23 protein-coding genes are annotated in these 25,374 nt (G+C 72.4%); 10 read left to right on the top strand and 13 right to left on the bottom strand.

Going from position 1 to position 25,374, the window contains the following annotated elements; all coding sequences use genetic code 11:
* Positions 1-61: 61 nt before the first annotated feature.
* Complete coding sequence (locus N4G70_RS26910) at positions 62-1,165, top strand: glutamate--cysteine ligase (RefSeq protein ID WP_261715308.1); 1,104 nt, start codon at positions 62-64, stop codon at positions 1,163-1,165.
* A 109-nt stretch (positions 1,166-1,274) separates the two neighbouring features.
* On the opposite strand, the gene N4G70_RS26905 is transcribed toward N4G70_RS26910, so the two are convergent.
* The 5 genes from N4G70_RS26905 to N4G70_RS26885 all read right to left on the bottom strand — a co-directional run bounded on the left by N4G70_RS26905 (position 1,275) and on the right by N4G70_RS26885 (position 6,558).
* Entirely contained in the window at positions 1,275-2,459 is a 1,185-nt protein-coding gene (locus tag N4G70_RS26905; RefSeq protein WP_261715307.1) for a zinc-dependent alcohol dehydrogenase, read from the bottom strand.
* Between the two features lie 130 nt (positions 2,460-2,589).
* A complete protein-coding gene (locus tag N4G70_RS26900) occupies positions 2,590-3,405 on the bottom strand; it encodes a glycosyltransferase family 2 protein (RefSeq protein ID WP_261715306.1) in 816 nt (271 codons plus the stop codon).
* Positions 3,390-4,409, bottom strand: a complete 1,020-nt coding sequence (locus N4G70_RS26895; protein ID WP_261715305.1) for a glycosyltransferase — start codon at positions 4,407-4,409, stop codon at positions 3,390-3,392. The genes N4G70_RS26900 and N4G70_RS26895 overlap by 16 nt, the downstream gene beginning before the upstream one ends.
* Complete coding sequence (locus tag N4G70_RS26890; protein ID WP_261715304.1) at positions 4,406-5,473, bottom strand: glycosyltransferase; 1,068 nt, start codon at positions 5,471-5,473, stop codon at positions 4,406-4,408. Before N4G70_RS26890 ends, N4G70_RS26895 begins: the two co-directional genes overlap by 4 nt.
* Positions 5,470-6,558 carry a glycosyltransferase family 1 protein gene (locus N4G70_RS26885; RefSeq protein WP_261715303.1) on the bottom strand — a complete coding sequence of 363 codons (1,089 nt, stop codon included), beginning with the start codon at positions 6,556-6,558 and terminating at the stop codon, positions 5,470-5,472. Before N4G70_RS26885 ends, N4G70_RS26890 begins: the two co-directional genes overlap by 4 nt.
* A gap of 365 nt (positions 6,559-6,923) precedes the next feature.
* Here N4G70_RS26885 and N4G70_RS26880 point away from each other — a divergent pair, with 365 nt between their 5' ends.
* The 3 genes from N4G70_RS26880 (at position 6,924) to N4G70_RS26870 (ending at position 9,295) form a co-directional block, all read left to right on the top strand.
* Entirely contained in the window at positions 6,924-7,382 is a 459-nt protein-coding gene (locus N4G70_RS26880; RefSeq protein WP_261715302.1) for an SRPBCC family protein, read from the top strand.
* Positions 7,375-8,964: an NAD(P)/FAD-dependent oxidoreductase gene (locus tag N4G70_RS26875; protein WP_261715301.1), complete on the top strand. Its 1,590-nt coding sequence runs from the start codon at positions 7,375-7,377 to the stop codon at positions 8,962-8,964. Before N4G70_RS26880 ends, N4G70_RS26875 begins: the two co-directional genes overlap by 8 nt.
* Before the next feature lie 139 nt (positions 8,965-9,103).
* Positions 9,104-9,295, top strand: coding sequence for a hypothetical protein (locus N4G70_RS26870; protein ID WP_261715300.1), 192 nt, complete (start codon positions 9,104-9,106; stop codon positions 9,293-9,295).
* Between the two features lie 461 nt (positions 9,296-9,756).
* Here N4G70_RS26870 and N4G70_RS26865 read toward each other — a convergent pair whose 3' ends face one another.
* The gene (locus N4G70_RS26865) at positions 9,757-10,173 is read right to left on the bottom strand and encodes a CBS domain-containing protein (RefSeq protein WP_261715299.1); all 417 of its coding nucleotides are present in this window, start codon (positions 10,171-10,173) and stop codon (positions 9,757-9,759) included.
* A gap of 318 nt (positions 10,174-10,491) precedes the next feature.
* Between N4G70_RS26865 and N4G70_RS26860 the strand changes: the two genes are divergently transcribed.
* The gene (locus tag N4G70_RS26860; RefSeq protein ID WP_120726504.1) at positions 10,492-10,767 is read left to right on the top strand and encodes a hypothetical protein; all 276 of its coding nucleotides are present in this window, start codon (positions 10,492-10,494) and stop codon (positions 10,765-10,767) included.
* A gap of 31 nt (positions 10,768-10,798) precedes the next feature.
* Here the strand turns inward: N4G70_RS26860 and N4G70_RS26855 are convergent, their stop codons facing one another.
* From N4G70_RS26855 to N4G70_RS26845, 3 genes are all read right to left on the bottom strand, one after another.
* Entirely contained in the window at positions 10,799-12,589 is a 1,791-nt protein-coding gene (locus N4G70_RS26855; RefSeq protein WP_261715298.1) for a glycoside hydrolase family 15 protein, read from the bottom strand.
* Positions 12,590-12,664: 75 nt separating this feature from the next.
* Positions 12,665-13,147 carry a hypothetical protein gene (locus N4G70_RS26850; protein WP_261715297.1) on the bottom strand — a complete coding sequence of 161 codons (483 nt, stop codon included), beginning with the start codon at positions 13,145-13,147 and terminating at the stop codon, positions 12,665-12,667.
* Positions 13,144-15,633, bottom strand: a complete 2,490-nt coding sequence (locus N4G70_RS26845) for a molybdopterin oxidoreductase family protein (protein WP_261715296.1) — start codon at positions 15,631-15,633, stop codon at positions 13,144-13,146. Before N4G70_RS26845 ends, N4G70_RS26850 begins: the two co-directional genes overlap by 4 nt.
* Before the next feature lie 241 nt (positions 15,634-15,874).
* On the opposite strand from N4G70_RS26845, the gene N4G70_RS26840 reads away from it, so the two are divergent.
* Entirely contained in the window at positions 15,875-17,419 is a 1,545-nt protein-coding gene (locus tag N4G70_RS26840; RefSeq protein ID WP_399036971.1) for an FAD-dependent oxidoreductase, read from the top strand.
* A gap of 86 nt (positions 17,420-17,505) precedes the next feature.
* Here N4G70_RS26840 and N4G70_RS26835 read toward each other — a convergent pair whose 3' ends face one another.
* Positions 17,506-17,826 (bottom strand): helix-turn-helix domain-containing protein, encoded by a 321-nt coding sequence (locus tag N4G70_RS26835; protein ID WP_261715295.1) that lies wholly within the window; start codon positions 17,824-17,826, stop codon positions 17,506-17,508.
* Between the two features lie 134 nt (positions 17,827-17,960).
* Here N4G70_RS26835 and N4G70_RS26830 point away from each other — a divergent pair, with 134 nt between their 5' ends.
* The 3 genes from N4G70_RS26830 to N4G70_RS26820 all read left to right on the top strand — a co-directional run bounded on the left by N4G70_RS26830 (position 17,961) and on the right by N4G70_RS26820 (position 19,419).
* On the top strand, positions 17,961-18,374 hold the full coding sequence (locus N4G70_RS26830) for an STAS domain-containing protein (protein WP_261715294.1): 414 nt from the start codon (positions 17,961-17,963) through the stop codon (positions 18,372-18,374).
* Positions 18,371-18,766: an ANTAR domain-containing protein gene (locus tag N4G70_RS26825; RefSeq protein ID WP_261715293.1), complete on the top strand. Its 396-nt coding sequence runs from the start codon at positions 18,371-18,373 to the stop codon at positions 18,764-18,766. Before N4G70_RS26830 ends, N4G70_RS26825 begins: the two co-directional genes overlap by 4 nt.
* Positions 18,767-18,945: 179 nt before the next feature.
* Positions 18,946-19,419, top strand: coding sequence for a hemerythrin domain-containing protein (locus tag N4G70_RS26820; RefSeq protein WP_261715292.1), 474 nt, complete (start codon positions 18,946-18,948; stop codon positions 19,417-19,419).
* Positions 19,420-19,534: 115 nt separating this feature from the next.
* On the opposite strand, the gene N4G70_RS26815 is transcribed toward N4G70_RS26820, so the two are convergent.
* The 3 genes from N4G70_RS26815 to N4G70_RS26805 form a co-directional block, all read right to left on the bottom strand.
* The gene (locus N4G70_RS26815; RefSeq protein ID WP_261715291.1) at positions 19,535-19,933 is read right to left on the bottom strand and encodes a nuclear transport factor 2 family protein; all 399 of its coding nucleotides are present in this window, start codon (positions 19,931-19,933) and stop codon (positions 19,535-19,537) included.
* Positions 19,934-20,040: 107 nt separating this feature from the next.
* Positions 20,041-21,408: a lysine N(6)-hydroxylase/L-ornithine N(5)-oxygenase family protein gene (locus N4G70_RS26810; protein ID WP_261715290.1), complete on the bottom strand. Its 1,368-nt coding sequence runs from the start codon at positions 21,406-21,408 to the stop codon at positions 20,041-20,043.
* Positions 21,409-21,672: 264 nt separating this feature from the next.
* Positions 21,673-22,902: a GNAT family N-acetyltransferase gene (locus tag N4G70_RS26805; protein ID WP_261715289.1), complete on the bottom strand. Its 1,230-nt coding sequence runs from the start codon at positions 22,900-22,902 to the stop codon at positions 21,673-21,675.
* A gap of 263 nt (positions 22,903-23,165) precedes the next feature.
* On the opposite strand from N4G70_RS26805, the gene N4G70_RS26800 reads away from it, so the two are divergent.
* Positions 23,166-25,196, top strand: a complete 2,031-nt coding sequence (locus N4G70_RS26800) for an FAD-dependent oxidoreductase (protein WP_261715288.1) — start codon at positions 23,166-23,168, stop codon at positions 25,194-25,196.
* Positions 25,197-25,374 lie beyond the last annotated feature (178 nt).

Genomic DNA, 25,374 nt, shown 5'->3' with positions numbered 1-25,374 from the left:
CCGCCTTGTCGGGGCACACGTCAGTACCTAGCTGGGCACCGGTATGGATCGGAGACTGCGCATGCGCACCGTCGGGGTTGAAGAAGAGCTGCTCATGGTGAGCGCGCGGACCGGTGAGGTTCTGGCGCTCTCCCCGGTCGTCACCTCGCCGCCGGCCTCCCGGAAGGACGGCGAGGCCGAGGAGCAGGAGTTCGAGACGGAGCTCCAGAAGGAGCAGGTGGAGTTCGCCACCAGCCCTCTGACGGCGATGAGCGACATCGAGGAAGAGATCATCATGCGGCGCCGGGAAGCGGCCGCCCGTGCCGAGAAGGCGGGGGCCACGGTGGCGGCCCTGGCCACCTCTCCCGTGCCGGTGCAGCCCTCGCTGGAGCTCGGCGAGCGCCACATCTGGATGGCCCGGAACTTCGGGCTCACCGCCCGCGAGCAGCTCACCTGCGGCTGCCATGTGCACGTCGCGGTCGAATCGGACGACGAGGGTGTCGCCGTACTCGACCGGATCCGCCCCTGGCTGTCGGTGCTGACCGCGATCAGCGGGAACTCGCCCTTCTGGCAGGGCGAGGACAGCGGTTACAGCAGTTACCGCAGCCGGGTCTGGAACCGCTGGCCCTCCGCCGGCCCGACCGAGATCTTCGGCTCCGCCGACCGCTACCACCGGCACGTCGAGTCGATGCTCGCCACCGGCGCCCTGCGGGACGACGGGATGATCTACTTCGACGCGCGACTCTCCGCGCGCTACCCGACGGTGGAGGTCCGCGTCGCGGACGTGTGTCTCCAGCCGAGCACCACCGTGCTGATCGCCACGCTCGTCCGCGGCCTGGTGGAGACCGCCGCCGCGGACTGGCGGGCCGGCCGGCCCCCGGCTCCGGTGAGCGCGGGCCTGCTGCGCCTGGCGTCCTGGCGGGCCGCCCGATCGGGCCTTGGCGGCTCCCTCGTCGACCCGCTCACGATGCGGGACAAGCCCGCGTCGGAGGTCGTCGCCTCCCTCCTGTCCCACGTCGAGGACGCGCTGTCCGACAGCGGCGACCTGGACCGCGCCCGGCGCACTCTGGCCCGGCTGACCGAACAGGGCACCGGCGCCGACCGCCAGCGCGAGATTCACCGTCAGCACCACAGCTTCGAGGCGGTCGTACGAGAGTGCGCCCGCATCACGGCGCTCGCGGACTGAGGCACCCTCGACGCCCGGGTGGGTGCCCACATCTCCCGATGCCGACACCCACCCCTTTCCTGTGCGCCTCAACTCGCCCTGAACTCCCGCGAGTTCAGGGCGCGCGCGTTCAGGGCGTGAAAAGCACCTTGACCGCGCCGTCGCGCTTCTTCTGGAACATCTCGTACGCGTCGGGCGCCTGCTCCAACGTCAGTCGGTGCGTCGCGAAGTCGTCGACGCCCAACGGGTCTTCGTCGGTGAGGAGGGGGAGGATGTCGTCGACCCAGCGGCGGACGTTGGCCTGGCCCATGCGCAGTTGGAGCTGCTTGTCGAACATGGTCAGCAGGGGCAGCGGGTCGGCGGCGCCGCCGTAGACGCCGGAGACGGAGATCGTCCCTCCCCTGCGGACGAGGTCGATCGCCGTGTAGAGCGCGGAGAGACGGTCGATTCCGGCGCGCTTCATCATGGCCGAGGCGAGCGCGTCGGGCAGCAGGGACGTCATGCCCTGGGCCGCGGCCGCGACCCGGCTGCCGTGCGCCTCCATGCCCACCGCGTCGATGACGGCGTCGGGTCCGCGGCCCCCGGTGAGGTCGCGGACGGCGTCGGTGAGGTGGTCGCCGCACTCCTGGAGGTCGAGGGTGTGGATGCCGCGCCGGCGGGCCCGCTCCAGGCGCTCCGGTACGAGGTCGATGCCGATGACGGTTCCGGCGCCGCGGTGGGCCGCGATGCGGGCGCTCATGTCGCCGATGGGCCCCAGGCCCAGGATGGCGACGCTGCCTCCGGGCGGGACGGCAGCGTACTCGACCGCCTGCCATGCCGTGGGCAGGACGTCGGACAGATAGACGAAGCGGTCGTCGGAGGGCCCCTGCGGCACCCGGATGGGCAGCGTGTTCCCGAACGGGACCCGCAGGTACTGCGCCTGGCCGCCGGGCACCTGTCCGTAGAGCTTGGTGTAGCCGAACAGCGAGGCGCCGGTGCCGTGTTCGTGTACCTGGGTGGTCTCGCACTGCGACTGAAGACCCTGGTCGCACATGAAGCAGGTGCCGCACGAGACGTTGAAGGGGATCACCACCCGGTCCCCCGGCTTCAGCGTGGTGACGTCCGGGCCCACCTCCTGGACGATGCCCATGGGCTCGTGTCCCAGGATGTCCCCCGGGTCGAGGAAGGGGCCGAGTACCTCGTAGAGGTGGAGGTCCGACCCGCACAGGCCGGTCGTCGTCACCTGGACGATGACGTCGTCCGCGTCCCGGATGGTGGGGTCGGGCACGGTGTCCACGCGTACGTCGCGCTTGCCGTGCCAGGTCAGTGCCCTCATCGCGTCTCCTTGTGGGTGTGCCGCCGTGAACAGCTCGTATCCGCGTCGTGCCTTCGGTGGGCGCGTGCCCCCGGCGGGGGCGGTGAACCGGTCGGGACGGTCGATTCACGGGCCGGGCCGCGCCCCCGGCTCACCGTTTGCGCCAGGTGTCACGGGCCGGGTCGTGCACGGCGAGGCCCAGCGCCTCGAAGGCGCGGAGCCAGCCGATCATGGGCCAGGTTCCCCAACGCCGTTTGTAGAGCGCCCCGTTGCGCAGAATGTCGTCGAGGTGCTGGACGGGTGGATCGTGGGTGGGATGGTGCTGGTGATAGGCGGGCGCGCCGCCCACCCACCACAGATCCACTCCCCGGCGCGTGGCCGTGGCGCAGAAGTCGGTGTCCTCGCCTCCGTAACCGGAGTACGACTCGCAGAACCCGCCGACGCGGTTCCAGGTGGGCGCGGTGAGGGCGAAGGACAGTGACCAGAAGAGGCGGGGGTCTCCCGCGCGGTGGACCTCCGCGTCGGCGGGGGCCGGCCGCGCCGGATGGGGCGGGGCCAGGTCGGCGAGAAGGTCGAGGTCGTAGCCCCCAGGCGGCGGGGGCGGCAGATAGGCGACCGTTCCGCACAGCAGCGCGCCGTCCTCGGCGACCCGGGCGTAGCGGTCCACGAGGGTGGGGCCCGGTACGCAGTCCACGTCGAGGAAGACCAGCAGATCGGCGCCGCCTTCGAGGGCCCGGGCGGCCCCCGCGTTGCGGGCGGCGGCCAGCGGCAGGCGGCCCTCCGTCAGCGGCAGGTCGAGCACGTGGGGTGCGGGTGCGCGGCCGGCGGTGAGCGGGCCGATGTCCGGGTCGTCCATGGCGACGATCACATACTGATCGGGGGTGCGCACGCCCCGGGCGAGCCCGTCCTGCTGGAGCAGCAGATGACGGTGCCGGCCGGCGGCGATCGTGATCACCGCGGTGCGCACGCGGACCGCCCCGGAACGCGGTTGGCCAGGTCGGTGAGGAGCCGGGCCGCGCGCTCGGCGCCGTCGCCGTGCGACCAGCTGCCCCAGCGCTCCGGCCGGGCGACGGCTTCCGCGAGCAGCGCGGGCCACTCCTCGGCACTGGGCCAGGCGTCCCGCACGGTGGCCAGGTCCCCCGCCTTCAACGCCCTTGCGGTGGCGTGCTGTTCACCGTGCGGACGGTCCTGCGGGATGACGATGGTGGGCACGCGCGCCGCCGCGCACTCCGCGACGGCGTTCTGCCCGGCGTGGGTGACGACCACGCCCGCGCGGCACAGCAACGGCCAGGGATCCTCCACCCAGGGGGCTCCGGGGCCGCCGAGGAGGGTCCACGACCAGTCGGGGGTGGCCAGGGCCGCTTCTCTCAGGTGAGCTGAGCCGACGTCGGCGCCGCCCGCCCCGAGCATCACCACGACGTCGCCGCGGGTACGTTCCCGGTGGCCGCGGGCCGTGGGTCGCGCTCGGGCGTCGTAGCGCGAAATGCTCCCGGTGTGCACGGTCTTGGCGTGCCAGTGCGCGGGCCAGCCCGGCTCGGGCAGGGTGGCCGGCCAGGGTGCGAGCAGCGCGTCCGCGAGGTCGTAGCCGAGGCGGTGCGCCTTGTCCCGGCGGTCGCCGCGCATGGCCGCGACGACGACCGGGATCCCCATGAGCCGCGCCATGGTGGCGGCCTCCACCGATACGTCGCTGACGAACAGCGCGGGATTCTCCCGTCTGATCCACTCCGCGATGATCCCCATGCGTTCGCGGTGCCCCCGGTGGTGCACGGGTACCCAGTGCAGCCGGCCCCGGGCGGTGTGGTCGAGCGGGTCGTCCGCCGTGTCCGGGGGCAGAGCGACCCAGGGGCCCCGCCATGTCTCGGGCCGCGGCAGCGAGGACAGGACGGTCACCGGGCCCGCCATCCGGGCGGCGATGCACTGCGCGCGGTGGAGATGGCCCCGGCCCTGGTGGTGGACGTAGTAGCCGATCACCTCGTCACCCGCTCGTACAAGGTGGTGTAGGCGTCGGCGGTGTGCTGGAGCGAGCAGAACAGCTCCGCCCTGCGCCGGGCGGCCCGGCGGTCAAGCCGCATGGCCCGCGGGATGAGCGCGGCGAGGGCGGCGACGTCTCCCGGGGGTGCGAGCAGTCCGCATTCCGGTGTGAGGATCTCCGCCAGCGCGCCGCGATCGAACCCGCAGACGGGTGTGCCGCAGGCCAGCGCCTCGGCGACCACGAGGCCGTACGGTTCGTCCCAGCTCGGCGTCACCAGGGCGGCGGCGGACGTGCCAAGCAGTTCGGCGAGCTCCTTGCGGTCGAGGTGGCCCATGTACTGCACGCCGTCTTCGAGCAGCGGGGCGACCTCCTCCTCGAAGTACCGCTCGTCGGAGACGGGCCCCGCCAGCTTCAGCGGTACGCCGGCCGCGCGGGCCGCGCCGATGGCGAGGTGGGGGCCCTTCTCCGGCACGATGCGGCCCGACCACACCAGATCGGAGCCGCCCGGGCCCGGCGTCCAGAAGTCGGTGTCGATGCCGTTGCGCACCACCAGGGCCTCGGGCACCGTCGGCCGCCAGGCGAAGGCCGTGAACTCGCTGACGGCGGTGAAGACGACCGGGCAGGCGTCATGGCTCTGGATGGCGGACTCCAGCCATGGGGTGGGTGGTGTGTGCAGGGTGGTGATCACCGGAACACGCAGGGCCGAGGCCATCGCCACGGGCAGATAGTGGAGGCTGTTGTTGTGCACCACGTCGAAGCGGTGCTCGCCGTCGCGTGCCAGGTCCAGCATCAGCCCGAGGTAGGCGTGGTGTTCCTCCATCCACGTGGTGCTCGGCATGCTGGCGTCGGAGCGGGCCGCCGAGCTCAACACCACGCGCCGCACGGGCAGTTCGCGTGCTTCGAGTGCCGGGTCGGAGCCGGGTGCGGCGAAGAGTTCCACCTGGTGTCCGCGCCGGGTCAGGGCATGGGCAAGCCCCCAGGTGTGGGCTTCGAGCCCGCCGGCGAACGGTTCGTTGATGGGGAAGCGCGCGGACGCGATCAGCGCCACTCTCAGCGGGTTCATCGCAACAGCCGGGTGTAGAGGGAGCGGTGGGCGGCGGCGAGGTCGGCACGCTCCCGTGCCCGGTGGTGTTCGGTGGCCCGGGGCGCCGGCCTCTCCTCGTACGCCCGCAGCACGGCCTTGCGCAGGGACTCCTCGTCGAGACCGCCCTGCTGGGTGTGCCCATAGGTCAGACAGGGGCGCTGCTGGGCGTAGAACCCGCAGTCCGGGGCGGCGACGGCGGTGCCCAGGTCGTGGCATGCCTCCAGCCATCCCGAGTGCGTACCGAAGAGGTAGGGCAGCACGGACAGGTCGAGGGACGCCAGGTAGTCCCACAGCTGTTCGTCGTCGAAGTAGTCGTGAATGGTCAGGGTGAGTCGGCCCCGGTGTGCCAACTTCCTGAGTTCTTCGATGACTTGGGGGTTGTGGGCCGGGGAGGCCGGGTCGGCGACCTCGCGGTGGATGTTCACCTGGAGCTCCGCGTCCGCGAGCTCGGCGAGCGTGTCGGCGAGTACGCGTACGACGGGCAGCACGGCCATGTTCGGCCGCAGGCTCTTGGCGTGGACGCCGACCCGGAACTGGTCGTGGACGGGCCTGGGACCGGCCACCAGGGGCAGTTCCACCACATGGGGGTGGGGCAGGACGTCTGCCGTGCGGTTCCAGCGGTGGCCGATGACCTCGGCGGCGCCCGGGGTGAGCGTGATGAGCTGGTCGGCCGCCGGGATCACCACATTCAGCGCGGCGTCGTGGGTGGCGGGGTCGAGCTGATGGGGGTTGCGCAGGTCGTGCACCGTGTACACCAGCGGCTTGCCGTGCCGCCGCAGGGTGTCCACGAGGGCGGTCAGCTGGGCGGGGCTCTGGGCGTCGAACCCGAAGTGCAGATGGAAGACGTCGAAGTCCTTGTGGTGGGCGCTCACCCAGTCGGGGTCGAGCATGACGGGCGGCCACCAGCGCTGCGACGTGCTGGGAGCGCCGTTGGGCCGGGGGTCCCTGAGCCGTGCGACGCCGTCGTCCGGCGCCGAGCAGTGCCGCACATACACATGGCCGGCCGGCACGGATGCGACCCGGATGTCCACGGGGGGACGAACGGACGGGGGTTGTTCGGCCACGGTGAAACTCCTCCGGTGCGGGACGAGCGGCGTCCTCTTCGCCTCCTCCCAGTGTGTTGAGGGTCGCGGGGCGCCGCACGTGGAAGGCGGGGCATGTGGCCACGCACCCTGGGTGAGACGGGTGCCCGGCCCCGCCAGTCGGGTGAGGAACCGGCCGCACACGGTGGGCGACGGTCCACCGCCTGCCGCGAACGAGGAACACCGCCTGGAGCGTCCGGGCGGGGCGCGGGATGCGGGCCCACCCGGGGGCGCGCACCATGGGCCTGAGTGTCGAGAGGGCCGTGCGTGTCCGATGAGGGGCGTTTGGCACCCCGAGGCGCGGGCACCCGGCCCCACCACCCGCGTCGCCAAGGAGGACCCCTCTCATGGCCATCCGCCATCAGCTGATCCACCGCTCTCCTACCGATGTGTGGGCGGTGCTCTCCGATCCCGAGCGGTACGGGGACTGGGTGGTGGGGCCGGACAAGTCCGTGCCCATCGACCGGTCGTGGCCCGAGACCGGCTCGCGGCTTCGCTTCACCCTCCGCGCGGGCCCATGGTCGGGCGACGGCACGACGACCGTCCGCCACAGCGAGACGTGCCGGGAGCTGGAGCTGGAGGCGAGCTTCAAGTCGCTCGGCAGCGCGCGGATCTTCCTCCAGCTCAGGCCCTGGGGGAACGGCACCCTGGTCATCTGCGACGAACACCCCCTGCGCGGCCTGGGCGGCACGCTGCACAACCCCGTCACCGAGGTCCTGCTCCAACTGCGCCACCGGGGCATGCTGGCGCGCCTGGCCAAGGTCGTCGAGGGCGAGCGCGCCGGCGCCGAGGCCCACCATGCCTGACGCGGTGGTGATCGGCGCCGGCCCCAACGGTCTGGTGGCCGCGAACGTGCTGGCGGACGCCGGCTGGAGCGTGGAGGTCCTGGAGACACAGCAGGAACCGGGCGGCGCGGTCCGCAGCGACCGCGGTGTCCATCCCGACTACGTCTCGGACCTCTTCAGCGCCTTCTATCCCCTGGCGGCCGCCTCCCCCGTCCTGAACCGCCTCGACCTCGCGGCCGAAGGCCTGCGGTGGAGCCATGCCCCGCGGGTTCTGGCGCATCCGCTGAGCGACGGCCGATGTGCGGTGCTGGAGCGCCAAGTGCGGGACACCGCGGCCGGGTTGACGGAATTCGGGCCGCGCGACGGCGAGGCCTGGCAGTCCATGTACGACATGTGGCGCCGGGTGGGCCCGGACATGGTGCGGGCCCTGTTCGCCCCCTTCCCGCCGGTTCGCGCCGGGCTCCGGCTGGCGGCGAAACTCCGGGCACCCGGCGGCCTCCGGCTGGCCCGGAACCTGGTGCTGCCCGTACGGCGCCTGGGCGAGGAGGAGTTCGCGGGAGAAGGGGGCCGGCTGTTGCTGGCCGGCTGCGCCCTGCACGCCGACCTGGCCCCCGAGTCGGCGGTCAGCGGCGGCTTCGGCTGGCTGATGGCGATGCTCGGGCAGAGCCACGGCTTCCCCGTTCCGGTGGGTGGCGCGCGCGCCCTGACCGCGGCGCTGGTCGGCCGCCTGGAGAAGCGCGGGGGCGCCGTGCGCTGCGGGGAGCGCGTCGCTTCCGTGGTCGTACGCGGCGGCGCGGCTACCGGGGTCGTGACAGCCCACGGAGAGACGATCGGCGCACGCAGGGCGGTGCTCGCCGATGTCTCGGCGCCGGCCCTCTACCGGGACTTGGTGGGCGAGGAACACCTTCCGTCGCGCTTGGTGCGCGACTTGGAGCGCTTCCAGTGGGACTTCGCGACGTTCAAGGTCGACTGGGCGCTGTCGGGCCCCGTGCCGTGGGAGGCACCCGGCGCGGCCGGAGCGGGAACGGTCCACATCGCCGACGGCGTCGACAGCCTGTCCCGGTTCGCCTCCGAGATCGCCACGGGGCAGGTCCCCGGCGCCCCGTTCGTCCTGCTCGGCCAGATGACCACCGCGGACCCCAGCCGCTCACCGGCGGGTACGGAATCGGCGTGGGCCTATACGCATGTGCCGCAGGACATCACCTCCGACGCCGGCCCCGACGGCATCACGGGCCGGTGGGACGCCCGGGAGCAGGAGGCCATGGCTGATCGGGTCGAGGCCCAGGTCGAGCGGTACGCGCCGGGGTTCCGTGCGCTGATCCGCGCCCGGCGCATCCTGGCGCCCACCACCCTCCAGGCCATGAACGAGAACCTGCACCTGGGCGCCATCAACAACGGCACCACCGCCCTGCACCAACAGGCGATCTTCCGTCCCGTGCCCGGAACCGGACGGCCCGAGACCCCGATCAAGGGCCTGTATCTCGCCTCGGCGGCCGCGCATCCCGGCGGCGGCGTCCACGGCGCCCCCGGCGCGAACGCCGCCCGCGCGGCCCTGCGCCCGCATGGGCTGCACACCCTGCTCCACCGCGCGCAGCGGGTCTGACATCGCGGGCTGGGGACGTAACCCCGTGGTCCGTCCGGCGGTTCGGGCCGTGGGCGGGCGCCATGAGTGGTCCTGTCCTGGTATGAGTAGTCCGTTGGGGCGGATGCCGACCTTGAAATACGACAGAACCGGACATCCTGTGGACGATTACCATTCCCGCGACCAGTGGCCGAACATTGCCGCACTCGTAGAAGCGATGGAGGGCGGGCCGGACCCGGCCGCGGCCGAACTGCTCGAACGGTTCGCCCGTGACGCCGACCGTGCCTCCGTGTTCGCCCTCCGAGACGCGCTCATGGCTCGGGAGCGCCGCGAGACGGGGCAGCACCCATAAGGCGACCGCGAGGCCGCCACTCCCCCGCGGCGGCCGGACCTCGCAAGGGGGCGGGCCGCGCGCACCGCCACGGGCGCGCTCCGCCGGCCCGTGGCGGTGCGCGCGATGCCGGGGGCAGCCCTCCCCCGCGATGCCGGCTCAGCCCTCCCGCGCGATGCCGGGCGAGCCTCCCGCGCCATGCCGGGGCAGGACCGCCGACGGCCGCCCCCGCTCCCCTGTCGGCCGCGACCGCGTACTACCGCTCCTTCGCCTCCCGCTTCGCACGGCCACCCGCCGTGCGGGGTCGGCCCTCGATGTCGGCGCGGGCCTGTTTCACCTTGCTCCTGGCGCGGTCGGCATCGTCTTCAGCCTGTCTCGACCCGCTGTCCCCATCCGTGCCCGAGGCGTTCTTCGTCTCGCCCTTGGCCCGGTTCCTCCTGCCCTGGCGGCCCATCCGAACTCCTTGCGCGGCGCTCGCGCGGTCAGTCGCTCGACAGTGCCTCAAGGAGGTCGCCGACCTTGATGTCCGGCAGGGCGCGGGCCACATCGGCCTGCGCCACGATGCCGACGAGTTGGTGTCCGTCGATGACGGGCAGACGGCGCACCTTGTGCGTGGCCATCGTGCGCAGGATCTCCTCGGCGTCGTCGTCGGCGCCGATCGTCACCGCCTCGCCCTGGGCGAGCTCGCCGGCCTGGGTCGTCGCCGGGTCCTTGCCCTTGGCCAGCACTTTGACCACGATGTCGCGGTCGGTCAGCATGCCCTTCAGGCGCTCGTCGATGCCGCAGATCGGCAGCGAGCCGACGTTCAGCTCGGCCAGTTTGCGGGCCGCGTCCAGGACGCTGTCCCGCTCACCGATGCACTCCGCTCCACTGGTCATGATCTCTCGCGCGGTCGTCACGGCGAGCTCCTTTCTCCTGGGGTCACCCTGGGAAACCCGGCCGCCCACGACGGACGGCCCCATGTGCCGCCCACGGTCCGCGGGTTCGCACGCATTCGGGCGCCCGGGTGAGGGAGGCGGCCGAGGCCTTCGGTGCGCGGGTCTCGCTGACATCTCAAACCGCGCACCGGCCCCCGGCAAGCCCGGCTGGGCCAGTCGGCCGCAGCCCTGGCGGTCGCGCGCACTCCGGCGCCGCGCGAACGGCGCGCGCGTCGACATGCGGGTCCGACCCGGTGGCCCCAGGATGGGCCCAACCCGATCCACCTCCAGGAGGTTGCCGTGCTCGAACGCAAGCGGCGCAAGGACAGCATCGAGATCACGTTCGTGCTTCCTGTCGACACGCCGCCCGGTCCGGTCAGCGTCGTCGGTGACTTCAACGAGTGGCGCCCCGGCACCCACGAACTGCAGGCCCGCAAGGACGGTACGCGTGCGGTCACCGTGGCCCTGCCCGGCGAGAGCTCTCACGCCTTCCGCTATCTGGCGGCCGGCGACTACTGGTTCGACGAGGAGAGCGCCGACAGCCACGACGGTGCCAACAGCCGTCTCCACACCTGACATCCACCGCTTCCCGTACGCGACCCGGGACTCAGAGGCCGTCGTCGGGCGGGGCGGCGAGGCGTACGGCGCTTTCCAGCATGATGGCGTGGACGAAGGCCTGCGGCAGGTTGCCCCGTAGCTGCCGCTGGCTGATGTCGTACTCCTCGGCGAACAGGCCCGGCGGACCGCAGGCGGAACGGTTGCGTTCGAACCAGCGCAGGGCCTCGTTCCGGTTGCCCTGCTGGTGTTCGGCCAGCGCCATCACGTAACCGCAGAACAGGAAGGCCCCTTCGGCCTCTTCCAGGGGGCGCTGGTCGTGCCGGAAGCGGTAGGCGTAGTGGTCGCGGGTGAGTTCCTCGGTATAGGCGCGCAGGGTGCTGGTGGTCCGCGGGTCCTCGGCCGACAGCGCACCGCGCAGAGGGGGCAGCAGGAGGGCGGCGTCCAGGGACGGGTCGCGCGTCGACCGTTGCCAACGGCCCGATGGATGAACGCCGTTGGCGGTCGTCTCGGCAAGGATCACATCCGCGAGGGAGGCCCAGGCGGCCGCGCGCCCCGCGGACGGTGCCGCCTTGGCGACGGCCCGCAGCCCCGCGACACAGATCAGCCGGCTGTGGGTCCAGTGCTGTGCTTCGAGTTCCCAGATGCCCGCGTCGGCGTCACCCCGGCGCCGGGCGATGGCGTCGGCCGCGATGTCGACCGCCCGCCAGCCGTCGTTGTCCAGCCGGCCGTGCCGGTGAGCGGCGGCGAACAACAGCAGCGCTTCGCCGAACGCGTCGAGCTGGAACTGGCGGTTGACCCGGTTTCCGACCTGGCTGCCGCCGCCGGGGTAGCCGGGCAGCGCCAGTTCGCGCGGGCCGGGCACGGGGCCGCCGGTGACCGTGTACGCGGGCGCCATCATGGCCCCGTCCTCGTGGAGGCGGGCCGCGATGAACCGTACGGCGTCGTCGAGCAGGGGATGACCGCCCGCGGCGGCCGCTGCCTGCCCCGCGTAGCACTGGTCGCGGATCCAGACGTAGCGGTAGTCGTAGTTGCGTCCGGCCTCGGCCCGTTCGGGGAGGCTGGTGGTGGCGGCCGCGACCATGCCGCCGGAGGAACTGGTGAGGCCGCGCAGCACGGTGTAGGCGTGGCGGGCGTCCTCGGGGGCCAGCGTGTGGTCGAGGGCGGGTACTTCACGGGCCCAGGCGGCTCTGGTGGCGCGCCACAGGCTGTCGGGGTCGGGTGCGCCGGGCAGGGCGTGCTCCGAGATTTCCAGTACGAGATCGCGATGCTCACCGGCTTGCAGGCGCAGCTCGGCCGTGAGCCCGCCGCGGTGGCCGTACCGGGTGGAGCGCGCCTCGGGTACGCCGCTCCAGCGCCAGCGGAGTTGTCCGGTGCGGGCGCTCCACGTGCCGTCGTCGTCGCGGTGGGGTCCCCGGGACCGGTCGGTGCCGAAGCCCGCGGCGGGTGCCAGATCCACGGTGAGCCGGGCCTCGCCGTCGATGGCGTGCAGGCGGCGCAGCAGCACGGCCCGGTGCCGGTCCGCCGGCAGGGCGAGGGCTTCGCGGCACTCCACGACGCCGTTCTCGGTGATCCAGCGGCTCCGCCAGACGAGGGTGCCGTTCTCGTAGTAACCGCCCCACACATACCGCCCGTGGGGGGTGAGCGCGTAGTGGCCGGGCCCTCCGAGGAGGGTGCTGAAGACGGCGTCGGAGTCCCATCGGGGCAGGCACATCCAGGCGATGTCGCCGTGCGGCCCGATGAGCGCGCCACGCTCACCGTCGGCGATCAGCGCGTACTCGCGCAGTGTCTGCGGCGGGGGGTCGGCCGCGGAGCGCGACGGTGGGGATGTACGGCTCACCATGGTTCCTTGCGGTCAGGTCCGGTCCGTGCGGGTGAAGCGGCGTCGGGGTGCGGTGTCTGCGCGGGCGGCCGGGCGCTACAGGCTCGTCAGTGTCTGCGGGGAGAGGACCTTGATCAGGGAGTTGCTCCAGCGAAGCTGGCGCAACGTCCGGGGGTGGCAGGAGGAGGCGAGTTCGAGTAGTTCGCCTTCCTTGCCGGCCTGCGCGGCCTGGGCGAGCATCTCCCAGTACAGCGAGTTCCGGGTGGCGGCCAGATGCAGCTCGCACAGGTCACGCAGCAGAAGCAGGCCCGGCTCCTTCGCGTCCGGCGCATCCGTTCGGCTCCGCGTCATGAGGAGGCCGGTCGAGGACGGATCGGGGGCGCCGTCGAGATCGAGGCCGCGGGTCCTGGCGGTGTCCGACAGCAGGCGTACGTGCTCGTGCGACCAGGCGGCGAGGTCGGTTGCCACGTGGTGGACCTCGTGCTCGGCGCGATGGCGTTCGGCGACGGCCGAGAGTTCCCCGGCCAAGTGGTGCTCGCCGTGGTGGAGGGCCCGCAGGACGAGTTCGATCCCGTTCACCGTGCGCCTCCTTGACCGTCGTTCTCCTCGGGGGCGGCCGTCTGGAAAGCGTGGGCCGGGCGTCCTCCCGCCGTGGCGGGGACGCTGTCCGGCTCGGCGGGCGCGGACGCGGCGGTGGTGGGAGCGGGGGCGCTCGTGCCGTCGCCTCGTTCGATCAGGCGCAGCGCGGCCGCGGCCGTCTTGAACAAGGGCTGTTTGGAGACGGGGTCCCAGTCCGTGACGGTCGTCTCGTTGGCGGCGCGTCCGGGCGTGCCGGCACCGGGCCCCGAACCCGCCGGGGTGTCCCAATAGCCGTAGTGGAACGGCACGAACAGCAGACCCGGCCGGATGTCGGTGATCCGCAGACGCGCCCGCAGTGCGCCGCGCGGCGTGGCGACCTCCATCAGGTCGCCTTCGTGGAAGCCGAGCGCCTCGGCGTCCGGTGCGGACGCCTCCACCCACACGTCCGGGGCCGCCGCGTTCAGCTGCGGGGCGCGTCCCGTCTTGGTGCGCGTGTGGAAGTGGTAGAGGGTGCGGCCGGTCGTCAGCTGGAACGGGTGGCTCTCGTCCGGTTCCTCGTGGGGCGGAAGGTATTCGGCGGCCTTCAGGACGGCCTTGCCGTCGGGATTGAGGGAGCGGTACTCGACGACGGTGACGGGGGCGCCGGTGACGAGGTCCTTGCCGTACGCCTCGCAGGTGTCGGGGTGGGCCCAGGTGATGCCGTCGGTGTACAGGCGCTCGGTGCCCCGGGGCGACCGGGCGGTGCAGGGCCACTGGATTCCGGTGCCGCCGCGCAGCAGGGCGTAGGACAGACCGGTGTAGTCGCAGGGCCGTCCGGCGCTGCACCGCTTCCACGCCTCGAACGCCGACTCCGGGTCGTGCCAGGGCAGCAGGGGCCCGCCGTCCTTGTCGCGGAAGTCCATACGGGCGGCGTAGTCGAGGAAGATGTCGAGGTCGGGCCGGGCCTCGCCGGGCGGTTCCACGGCCTTGTCGCACAGGTGCACCGTGCGGTCGGCGTTGGTGAAGGTACCGGTCTTCTCGCCCCAGGTCGCGGCCGGCAGCACGACGTCGGCGAGCTGCGCGGTCTCGGTGAGGAACAGGTCCTGGACCACCGTGAACAGCCGGTCCTGGGACAGCACGGAGCGGATGCGGGACAGTTCGGGCAGGGACACGGCGGGATTGGTGCCGCTGATCCACAGCATGCCGATCGAGCCCTGCTCGGCGTAGCGGAACATCTGCATGGCGTGCGTGGGCGGCCCGTAGTGCGGGATCGTCGCCGGTTCGACGTTCCACACCCGGGCCAGATCGGCGACGTGGTCGTCGTTCTCCCAGTTCCGAAACCCGGGCAGGTCCCCGTTCGCCCCGCACTCACGGGTGTTCTGGGCGGAGGGCTGGCCGTTCATCTGCAACACGCCGGCGCCCGGCCTGCCGAGCATGCCGCGGATCAGATGCAGGTTGTTGACCTGCACGGCGGCGGCCGTGGCCTGGTGGGACTGGTAGACGCCCTGGAGCACGGTGGACAGCAGCCGGTCGGCGCTTCCCAGGATCTCGGCGGCCTCACGGACGCGTGCGGCCGGGACGTCACAGATGTCCTGTGCCCAGGACGGTGTGCAATGCTCCACCATCTTCGTCAGCTCGTCGAAGCCGACGGTGTGTTTCTCGATGTAGGCGTGGTCGACCCGGTCGCGGCGGATGATCTCGTGCAGCAGCGCGTTGAGCAGCGCCACGTTGGTGCCGCTTCGCGGAGCCAGATGCACGGTGGCATGGCGGGCCGCCGGGGTGGGCCGCGGGTCCACGCACACCAGGCGGGGCGGATCGCTCCCCGCGAGCCGGTCGAGGACGCGCATCCACTGCACGGGCTGTGTCTCGGCCATGTTGTGGCCGAACATCGCGAGGACATCGGCGTGGTCGAGGTCGTCGTAGCTGCCGGGCTGGCCGTCGCTGCCGAACGACTCCTTGAGCGCCTCGGCCGCGGTGGACGTGCACATGCGGGTGTTGCCGTCGAGGTGAGGGGTGCCGATGCCGGCCCGGGCGAGCACCGCCAGGCTGTAGTACTCCTCCAGGAACAGCTGCCCCGAGGTGTAGAACCCGATCGACCCCGGTCCGCGCTCGTCGAGCAGAGCCCGCGAGCGCGTCACGATCAGGTCCATCGCGGTGTCCCAGTCACACGCGACCAAACGGCCGTCACGGCGTACCAGCGGAGTGACGAGCCGGTCGGGCGAGGCGTTGGCCTGCCAGCCGAACAGGTCCTTGGGGCCGAGGCGACCGCGGTTGACCCGGTCCGACGCCCGGCCCCGCACCCCGACCATGCGGCCGTCGTCGACCGCGATGTCCATGGCGTCACCGTCGGAGTGCAACAGGGAGGCGGCCTGTACCCATCGCTGGACGTCATCCGGCCGCACCCCGTCCGCCAGATGGGTGTCGACGCGCACCGGCCATGTCCCGTGCCGGCCATAGGCGGTGCAGCTGCCCCATGGCTGGGCGATGCGGTCCAATGAGGTGTCCATGCCTACCTCCCTGTGCCCCGGGCGTCCGGCCCGCCGATCCGACATCGGTACCCGGCGCCGCCGCCTTGTAACGCCACGGCCGCTCCGCCGGGGACGGTACGAGCGGGTTTCCCGGCCCGTCCCGCAGCAGTTCAGCGGGGGCCGGGCCGACGCCGGGTGCCGGGCCGCGGCGGGGGTGGGAGGGCCGCGCAGTCGGCGTAGTCGAGGCATCGGGCCGGGGCTCGGGGGGTAGTCGCCGGACATGAAGCCACTCGCTGTCCCCGGCCCGTCGTACTGGATGCAGACGGTCGAGTTCCCCTCGTTCGGCCCCCTGGACGCCGCCACCGAGGTGGACGCGGCGGTCATCGGCGGGGGCATCGCCGGGCTGAGCACCGCCTGGGAACTCGCCCGTGCGGGCCTGAGCGTCATCGTCCTGGAGGCCGACCGACTGGCGGGCGGGGTGACGGGCCACACCACGGGCAAGGTCACGGCGCTGCACACCGCCGTCTATGACACCTTGCGCGACAAGCACGGCGAGGAGGCGGCCCGCCTGTACGCGCGTTCGCAGAGCGCCGCGCTCCGCCATGTCGTCGAGGTGGCCGAGCGACTCGGCATCGACTGCTCGCTCGAACGCCGCCCCGCCCTGACCTACTGCGAGCAGCCCGACGGTGTCGACGCTCTGCGCGCCGAGGCCGAGGCGGCCCGCGCGGCGGGGCTCGACGCCTCCTTCGTCACCGAGACCGAACTGCCCTATCCGGTGGCCGGCGCCGTCCGGGTCGAGGACCAGGCGCAGTTCCACCCCCTGGCCTATCTGCGGGGCATCGTCGACGACCTCGTGGCCCTGGGCGGCCGCGTGTACGAGAACACCCGTGTCACCGGGGTGGACGGGGGCGATCCGTGCCGGGTCACCACGGCCTCCGGGACCACCGTCCGCGCCCGTCATGTGGTGGTGGCCACCCACCATCCGCTCTTCGACCACGGGGTGCTGGCGACCCGGCTCACCCAGCACCGCGATCTGGTGATCGCGGGCCCGCTCCCCGCGGGCCAGGACATCGGCGGCATGTACATCACCGAGGAAGGGGGCAAGCGGTCCATCCGTACCGCACCGCTCCCGGACGGACAGCGGCTTCTGCTCCTCACCGGAGAGGCCTTCACGCCGGGCACCGGCGAGGACACGGCGGCGGGCTACGGCCGGCTGCACGCCTGGGCCCAGGAGCGTTTCCCCGAGGTCGCCATCACCCATCGGTGGGCGGCGCAGGACAACAGCTCCACCGACACCCTCCCCCTCATCGGTGGCCTGCCCACGGCGGGCGACAACGTGTACGTGGCCACGGGCTTCGCGGGCTGGGGCCTGACCGGTGGCGTACTGGCCGGGCAGCTCATCGCCTCCCTGGTCACGGGCGGTCGAGAACCGTGGGCCGAGCTCTACGACCCCCGCCGCGTCGGCTCCGCCGTGCGGTCGGCGACCGGCTTTCTCAAGGCCCAGCTGGACGCGGGCAAGCACTTCGTCAAGGACCGCCTGGACACCCTGGGCGACGGCACCAACGGCCCGGTCGCCAAGCTCCAGCGGGGCGAGGGCACCGTCGTCCGAGCGGCGGGGAAGCCCTGCGCCGTGCACCGCGACGACGAGGGCGAGCTGCACGCGGTGTCCGCCGTCTGCACCCATCTGGGCTGTCTCGTCGCGTTCAACAACGCGGAGCGGACGTGGGAGTGCCCGTGTCACGGCTCGCGCTTCGGTGTCGACGGCCAAGTCCTCCAGGGCCCGGCGCTGGAACCGCTCGAACCGTGCGACCCGGCCGACCTCTGACCCCGGACGGCCCATGACACGCGCCGGCCGCTGACCCCGGCGGCGCCGGCGTCGCCCTCGCTGGAGCGGCCTTAAAGGCCCGGAATCTACGGGCCTTCGGGCCGCGTGCCGTCGTGCTGGGCCAGCAGGGACAGCAGATCCGAGACGGTGGACCGCTGGTCGGCCGGGTGACGCAGCGACCTGTCGGGCGCGACCCGGTAGATGTTGGAGCGGCCCTCACGGGTGTGCGTCAGGTACCCGTCCCGCTCCAGGTCGGAAATGATGTTCTGCACCGATCTCTCGGTCAGCCTGCAGTGCGCCGCGATGTCGCGTATGCGCACGGTGTGGTCCTCGGCGATCGCCGCGAGGACACGGGCGTGGTTGGTCAAGAAGGTCCATCCGGTATGCGCTTCCGGTACTCCACCCATCCGCCCAGCATAGGAGATCGGATTCACGCATCCAAAAGGACGAAATAGATTTCCGGTATCTCTTGACGGGCGAGGGTGGGGAGGGGCAAATTTGGAGGGACCTAGTCGGGTGGAGTCCTCATGGGGAGCCTGCCGTGAAAGATCCAGAGCCGTCCCCCCAGGCCACGGGTCCCCTCTCGGGCACGTCGGCCGACCTGCTGGTGCGCGCCGCCGACGGGTCCGATGTCGTCCACGTTTTCGGAGACCTCGACATCGACAGCGCCCAGCCCCTCCACAGCGCCCTGCGCGAGGCGCTCGACAGGTCGGTCGATGGCCTCTTCCTCGACTTGCGCGGCGTCGAGTTCTGCGACTGCTCCGGGCTCGGCGCGCTGCTGCGCATCCGCCACCACGCCCTGGCGCAGGGCAAGTTCATCCGTCTCCAGGGCGCACGCCCGCAGGTGGACAGACTGCTCGGGGCGACGCACACCTGGCCGCTGTTCACCGCCACCGACCACACCCGCCGGCTCCCCGGCCACCAGCCGATGCGCGACCTCAGGCGTTCGGCGTGAACGAGCGGACCCCCTCCGAGACCACCGAGGCCCTGCACCGCGAGATCGAGCAACTGCGCCGGGCCATGAAGACCCGTCCGGCCATCGACCTGGCCCGTGGCGCCCTGATGGCCTCGTTCAGGCTCAGCCCGCAGGATGCCTGGACCGTGCTGGTCACCGTCTCCCAGCACACCAACAGCAAGCTGCACCAGGTCGCCGAGGACGTCCTCGGCTCCATCAACGGCGAACCCCTGCCGCAGGCCCTTCAGCAGCAACTCGCCGCGGCTCTCGCCCCGTTCCGCGCCAAGCCCCCCACCCCGCCGCACCCGGCAGACCTGCCGTCCGGGTCACCGGGCGCCGACCCGGACGACGCGTTGCACCCGCTACCGCAGCCCCTCGACCCCTGCCCGTAACGGGACGCATGCCCCCGAGGGCCTTGTGCCCGGCGGTGGCCAGGGACAGGTGGCCTTTCCCGTCGGCGCGACACACACGTTCGGCGGCCATCCGGGGGCCTGGTGACAGGTTCGCCGCACTTGGGGGTACACGCTCCCCGGGCGGGCCGACCGCCCGTATCAGTGAGCGAGGAGAGATCGTGGACGGCATCGTGCTGCTCAAGGAAGACCACAAGACGGTGGAGAAGCTCTTCAAGGAGTTCGAGAAGGCGGGCGACAACGCCCACGCCGAAAAGCGGAAGATCGCGGACCGGGTGATCGAGGAACTCACCACCCACACCTGGATCGAGGAGAAGATCTTCTACCCGGCGGCCCGCGAGGCCGCCCCCGACACCAAGGACCAGGCTCTGGAGAGCGTCGAGGAGCACCACGTCGTGCTGTGGATGCTCTCCGAACTCAAGGACCTCGACCCGAGCGACGAGCGTTTCGACGCCAAGATGACCGTCCTCATGGAGAACGTCCGCCACCACGTCGAGGAAGAGGAGAAGGACTGGTTCCCCGAACTGCGCAAGGCGATGGGACGCAACCGCCTGACCGAGCTGGGCGAGCAGATGGAGGCGGCCAAGAAGGAGGCCCCGGCCAGCCCGCTCGCCGTTCCCAGCGCCGAGCACTGAGACGGCGTCCCGGCAAGGAACCCTCGCCCGGCGGCCGTGCGGCCCGGCGCCGTGCGGCCGCAACGGCGGCCGGACCATCGCACCTTCGACGCGGGCGCCTGAACAGAAGCGCCACTCAGTCGCTCACCGTGTCTCCATGTCGGTGAGCCACCCGCCATAGGCCGTCCTCCCGGCGGTACGTCTGCGTGGCCCGCAGCGTGTAGGTGCGTGGCTCGCCGCCGACGGACGTGGAGGTGTGCTCCATGCCCGCCGTATAGGCCATGTCTCCGACCACGTCGTACGACATCAGCTCGAATTCGTACGACGTACAGGTGGAGAAGGTCTCCGCCAGCGCTGTGAACAGTTCGTTGATCTCCCGCTGGCCGCAGGCGTTGCGCCACGCCCCCAGGACACTCACCGGCTCGTTGCGCGACCACAGCGCACGGCGCGGGGCCGCATCGCCGTTGTGCAGGGCGAGCTCCGCCCCGTACAGCTCGGTCCTGACCCATGTCAGGAAGTCGTCGCGGTCACTCATGCTCCCAGGATGCGCCCGCCCCTGGTCAAGCGCACACACATCGCCGCGTACGCCGCACCGCCGATCGACAACGGACCCCCGTCCGGGCTCCGCGGATGCGGATGTCCTCAGCAGCCGGCGCCGGACGGCATCGGGCCACCGGCGCCGATCGGGACGGTGGACGGAACAGCACAGCACCCCGCGCCGGCCCCCTCATCCGTGACGGGCTCGTCGAAAAGACCGGCGCCCCCGCACACCCCGGTCTCGGGCAGGGTCAACTCCACCTTTTCGGCGGCCAGTTGGTCCCCGGCGAGCGCGGCGGCGATGGAGCGGACCTGCTCGTAGCCCGTCATGGCGAGGAAGGTCGGGGCGCGGCCGTAGGACTTCATGCCGACCAGGTACACGTCGGGCTCCGGATGGGACAACTCGCGCACGCCGTGCGGGTAGACGGTGCCGCAGGAGTGGACGTTGGGGTCGATCAGCGGGGCCAGTCCGACCGGAGCCCGCAGCCGCTCGTCCAGGGCGAGGCGGAGCTCGTCCACCAGCGACAGGTCGGGCCGGAAGCCCGTGAGGGCGATGACCTCGTCCACCGGGACCGAGCGGCGGCCGTCGTCGGCGACCAGGACCACGCGCCCGTCCTCGACCCTCTCCACGGCCTGGGTGCGGAACCCGGTCACGGCCTCGGCGCAGCCATCGTCGACGGCGGCCTTGGCGGCCAGGCCGAGCGCCCCGCGGGCGGGGAGTTGATCGGCCTCGCCGCCGCCAAAGGTGGCGCCGCCGATCCCCCGGCGCAGGATCCACACGGCATGGGTGCCCGGCTCGTCCTGTGCCAGGGCCGCAAGGGAGGCGAGCGCGGTGAAGGCGGAGGCTCCTGAGCCGATGACGGCGGTGCGCCTGCCCGCGTAACGGGCGCGCACGGCGGGGTCCTTGAGGTCGGGCACGCGGTAGGTGAAGCGGTCGGCCGCCGCCTTCTCGCCGAGGGCGGGCAGACCGTCACCGCCCGCCGGGCCGGGCGTGGCCCACGTACCGGAGGCGTCGACGACGGCGCGGGCGAGGATGCGCTCGGCCCGGCCGTCCGCGTACGCGATGTGGACCGTGAAGGGCTGCCGCTCCCGGTCGGCGTCCACGACGCGGTCACGTCCGGCGCGGGAGACTCCGGTGACCCTGGCGCCACAACGAACCCGGTCGCCCAGGGCGTCGGCGAGCGGCTGAAGGTACCGCGTGACCCAGTCGCCGCCGGTCGGACAACCCGTGCCGTCCGGCCGCACCCAGCCCGTCGGAGCGAGCAGCCTCTCGGCGGCCGGGTCGACGACCTCGGCCCAGGTCGAGAACAGGCGGACGTGCGACCAGTCGCGTACGGCGCTGCCCGCCGCGGGCCCCGCCTCCAGGACCAGGGGTTCCAGGCCGCGTTCGACGAGGTGCGCGGCGGCGGCCAGGCCGATCGGACCGGCGCCGATGATCACGCAGGGCAGGGAGGTGGTGTCGTTCTCGCGCATCTGTGCTCCGTCGTGTGCTGCGGGGGCGGTGGCGTCCGTCCCTGAATTGACGCCTATCGATATAGCCGACACTGCGGAGTGTGGCGCACTGAATCGACAGATGTCAATATCGACGCATGTCGAATTCCCGGGCATGCCGACGGATCCGGCGGCCCCGCCGCCCCCGACGAGTCGCAGTGGACGCGCTGCGGCCCGCCGAGGACGCGCTCCGGCCGGGCGGGAAGCGTGCTGTCGGTACCTCGGTGGGGCGAGCGGCGGTGTGGGTCAGAACCAGTGCAGGCAGTGCGGGGAGCGGTCGCCGCGGAAGAGGGCGTCGGCCAGAGCGGCCGCGCCGGGCCGGTGCGCCCGGATGTGCCCGGCGCGCACGAGGGTGCTCGGGGTGGTGCCGCCCAGGTACACCGAGCCCAGGTCGCTCACGTCCAGGGACAGGTCGGGCTCGCGGTCCGTCGGGACGCAGTCGCCCTTGCCGTCCCGGACGGTCAGCACATAGCGGCCGGCCTGGTCGAGGAAGGGGTCCTCGACATCGAGGACGAGCTCTCCGTCCGCGAACCAGCCGCGGGCGGCCAGCGCACGCGGGACGTCCAGCAGCCGCACCCACAACCAGTCGGTGTCGCCGTCCACCTCGCCGGCGCGGAAGTCCGTCAACTGCCAGCGCAGCGGGTGATCGGGGGCGAGGTGCTTGAACACCACCTTGGACATCAGGTCATGTGCGAGGAGAAACCGGGCCAGGGCCGTGAAGGCGGCGTCGTCGGTGGTGATCGTCTCGTCGACCGTCAGCGTGTTGTCCTCGCCGCGCGCATAGCTGGCGTACCCGTCCGGGGCCCCGTCGGCGTCCCGGTGCACGGCGACGTAGCGGGGCGTGGCTGAGATCGGAGGCTGCCCGGCCCCCTTGGCCCACCAGGAGTGCGGCCGCGACAGCGCGCCGGGCTGTGCGCGGCGGTACCGGTCGTAGACCTCCTCCAGGATCGCGCCGCACTCGGCGCGACGCAGCAGCTCCACCGAACCGGCGTCCCCGGCCCCGGTGGCGCCGACCGCTCCGGGCGCGCGGGGCGGAACGAGCGCGGCACGGTGGCGGGGCACGGTCAGGCGGCGCGTGTAGGTGGCCGGACCGTAGCCGAACCTGCGGTAGATCACGGCTTCGGACGCCAGCAGTACGGAGAGGAACTCGCCCCGGGCCCGCAGTTCGGCGAGCTGATGCCGCATCATCGCGCTGAGCACGCCCCGGCGCCGGTGCGAGGGCAGGACGCCGACACAGGTGATCCCGGCCGCCGGGGCGATGCTTCCCCCGGGCAGGGTCAGTTCGAAGGAGTACGCGCCTGCCGTGCCGACGGGCTTGCCTTCGGCGGTCACGGCGAGCAGGTTGCGGTCCATTTCGAGCGCCGACCACCAGGGGCCGCCGCCGTCGGGCGGGGTGTCCGGGAAGCGCGCGAACGCGGCGTGGAGTGTGTCGACGAAGACGTCGAGGTCCTGCTCGGTCGTGGAACGGATCTCCATCGCGGCCGCTGCCCTCCCTGGGATACCGACACCACCACGCGTGGTGTCCCGCCCCAGTGCAACCTCGACTCGGCGCCGGGTCAAGCGCATTAAGGCACTCCGCGCCATGCGGGGAGGTCGGCGGTGACTGACACGTTCGGGTGGAAGCTTGTGTCCGTGCGGGGCGCGAAGTGCCGCCATTCATGGGCCATTTGGATCACGGCGGGTACGTGTGTGCGCGTGGCCGGGCCGGGGGGCGGCGGGAAAGACGGCATGGTGACGCCATGCAATCACCTCAAGCGCCGCGGTCCTCCGCCGCGCCCAACTCCCTGTCCCGGCGCGGCTTTGCCCTCGGGACCGCGGCGGCCGCGGTCGCGGCGACCTCGGCGGCACCCGCACCCGCTGCCGCCGCCGGGGCCGAAGCCGTCGCCGGAACCGAGGCCGTCGCCCTCGCACCCTCGGCCACGGCATCCCTGTCCCAGCGCTGCCTGGAGGTCGCGCGAGCCCTGCTGGTGCGCGGGCCGGACGGCCGGGACCTGGTGCCGGGCTACCGCGAGGTCCTGGTGGGCGGTGGCCTGCCCCGGTCGGCCGCCGGGCCGAAGAAGGTGCTGGTCGTGGGGGCGGGCCCGGCGGGCCTCGTCACGGCGCTGTTGTTGCGGCGGGCCGGGCACACGGTCACGCTCGTCGAGGCCAACGGCAATCGTGCGGGCGGCAGGATCAAGACCTTCAGGACCGGCGGCCACGAGCGGGCCAAGCAGCCGTTCGCCGACCCGCGGCAGTACGCGGAGGCCGGCGCCATGCGGATCCCGCAGAGCCACCCCCTGGTCATGGCCCTCATCGACCACCTGGGAGTGCGGCGGCAGAAGTTCCGCCTGGTCGACGAGCACCCCGACGGAAGCCCCGCCCAGCAGACCTGGATCCACGTCAACGGCATCCGCGTGCGCCGCGCCGACTACGCGCGCAGCCCGCGGCGGGTGAACCAGTCCTTCGGTGTGCCCCGCGCGCTCTGGGACGTTCCCGCCGCCAAGATCCTCAGCGATGCCCTGGACCCGGCCCGGGACGAGTTCAGTACGCGGGGCGCCGACGGGCAGCGCACCGACAAGCCCGCCGCGGAGCTGCTCGCCGGCTGGGCACGGGTCATCGAGCGCTTCGGCGACTGGTCGATGCGGCGCTATCTGACCGAGTTCGCCAAGCTCGACGAGGCCACCATCGACCTGGTCGGCTGCCTGGAGAACGTCACCTCCCGCCTTCCGCTCTCCTTCCTCCACAGCTTCCTCGACGCGGCCCTCATCAGCCCGCGCACCACGTTCTGGGAGCTGTCCGGGGGCACCGCGGCCCTGCCCGACGCGCTCCTCAAGGAAGTCGAGCCGTGCATCCGCTTCGACCGCCGGGTCACCCGGATCGAGTACTGGGATCCGCACCGCCCGGGCACCGACACCTCCCATGTGAAGGCCGACGGACCCCATGTGTGGGTCGACACCGTCTCCGAGGGGCGCCGGGGAACGCCGGTCCGCGAGCAGTTCACGGCGGACCTCGCCGTCATCACCGTGCCGTTCTCCGGGCTGCGCCACATCCAGGTCAACCCCCTCATGTCGTACGGGAAGCGGCGCGCGGTCACCGAGCTCCACTACGACAGCGCCACCAAGGTGGTCCTCGAATTCAGCCGCCGCTGGTGGGAGTTCACCGAGGAGGACTGGAAGCGGGAACTCGCCACCATCGCGCCGGGCCTGTACGACTCCTACCGCAAGAGCCTGGCCCCCGACGACGGCAGCCTCCTGGGCCGGCACGACTCCGTCACGGGTGAACGCCTCTCCGAGAGCCAGCGCGCCTACTACGCCGCCTACCGCTCCGTCACCCGCGACCAGCCCGCGGCGGTCGCCGCGCTGGGCGGGGGATCCGTCAGCGACAACCCCAACCGCTTCACCTTCAACCCCTCGCACCCCGTGCCCGGCAGCGCCGGCGGAGTCGTCCTCGCCGCCTACACCTGGGCCGACGACGCCATGCGCTGGGACGCCTTCGACGACGACGCCCGCTACCCGCACGCCCTGTCCGGGCTCCAGGACATCTACGGCCAGCGCATCGAGGTCTTCTACACCGGAGCGGGACAGACCCAGAGCTGGGCACGCGACCCCTACGCCTACGGCGAGGCATCGGTCCTCCTGCCCGGCCAGCACACCGAGCTGTTCCCCGAGATCGTCACCCCCGAAGGCCCCCTGCACTTCGCCGGGGACCACACCTCCCTCAAGCCCGCCTGGATCGAGGGCGCCGTCGAGTCCGCCGTACGCGCGGCGCTCGAAGTCCACACCGCCCACTGATCGCACCGTCGCGTCCCGGGCGTGGCGAGAGCCCATTCGGGCCTCGCCGCCCGGGCCGTTCCGGATGCGGATCCGGCAGGTCGCCGGGGCCGGCGGGACGGCTGGGACGACGGCCGCCGGGGCCCGATCGCCGTGGCACGGCCGGGCCCCGGGTGGCCGGTGAGGTACGCGCGCGGGG

This window comes from Streptomyces sp. ASQP_92, assembly GCF_025399895.1.
GTDB lineage: Bacteria > Actinomycetota > Actinomycetes > Streptomycetales > Streptomycetaceae > Streptomyces.
The sequence above is the reverse complement of the archived record's forward strand: the minus strand, read 5'-3'. Positions and strand labels throughout refer to the sequence as shown.

What these genes read in the sequence shown, in the direction of transcription:
- N4G70_RS26910 (WP_261715308.1), top strand. Translation starts at nt 62, where the DNA reads ATGCGCACCGTCGGGGTTGAAGAAGAGCTGCTCATGGTGAGCGCGCGG.
- N4G70_RS26905 (WP_261715307.1), bottom strand. Translation starts at nt 2,459, where the DNA reads ATGAGGGCACTGACCTGGCACGGCAAGCGCGACGTACGCGTGGACACC.
- N4G70_RS26890 (WP_261715304.1), bottom strand. Translation starts at nt 5,473, where the DNA reads ATGAACCCGCTGAGAGTGGCGCTGATCGCGTCCGCGCGCTTCCCCATC.
- N4G70_RS26880 (WP_261715302.1), top strand. Translation starts at nt 6,924, where the DNA reads ATGGCCATCCGCCATCAGCTGATCCACCGCTCTCCTACCGATGTGTGG.
- N4G70_RS26875 (WP_261715301.1), top strand. Translation starts at nt 7,375, where the DNA reads ATGCCTGACGCGGTGGTGATCGGCGCCGGCCCCAACGGTCTGGTGGCC.
- N4G70_RS26855 (WP_261715298.1), bottom strand. Translation starts at nt 12,589, where the DNA reads ATGGTGAGCCGTACATCCCCACCGTCGCGCTCCGCGGCCGACCCCCCG.
- N4G70_RS26845 (WP_261715296.1), bottom strand. Translation starts at nt 15,633, where the DNA reads ATGGACACCTCATTGGACCGCATCGCCCAGCCATGGGGCAGCTGCACC.
- N4G70_RS26840 (WP_399036971.1), top strand. Translation starts at nt 15,875, where the DNA reads ATGAAGCCACTCGCTGTCCCCGGCCCGTCGTACTGGATGCAGACGGTC.
- N4G70_RS26835 (WP_261715295.1), bottom strand. Translation starts at nt 17,826, where the DNA reads ATGGGTGGAGTACCGGAAGCGCATACCGGATGGACCTTCTTGACCAAC.
- N4G70_RS26815 (WP_261715291.1), bottom strand. Translation starts at nt 19,933, where the DNA reads ATGAGTGACCGCGACGACTTCCTGACATGGGTCAGGACCGAGCTGTAC.
- N4G70_RS26810 (WP_261715290.1), bottom strand. Translation starts at nt 21,408, where the DNA reads ATGCGCGAGAACGACACCACCTCCCTGCCCTGCGTGATCATCGGCGCC.
- N4G70_RS26805 (WP_261715289.1), bottom strand. Translation starts at nt 22,902, where the DNA reads ATGGAGATCCGTTCCACGACCGAGCAGGACCTCGACGTCTTCGTCGAC.
- N4G70_RS26800 (WP_261715288.1), top strand. Translation starts at nt 23,166, where the DNA reads ATGCAATCACCTCAAGCGCCGCGGTCCTCCGCCGCGCCCAACTCCCTG.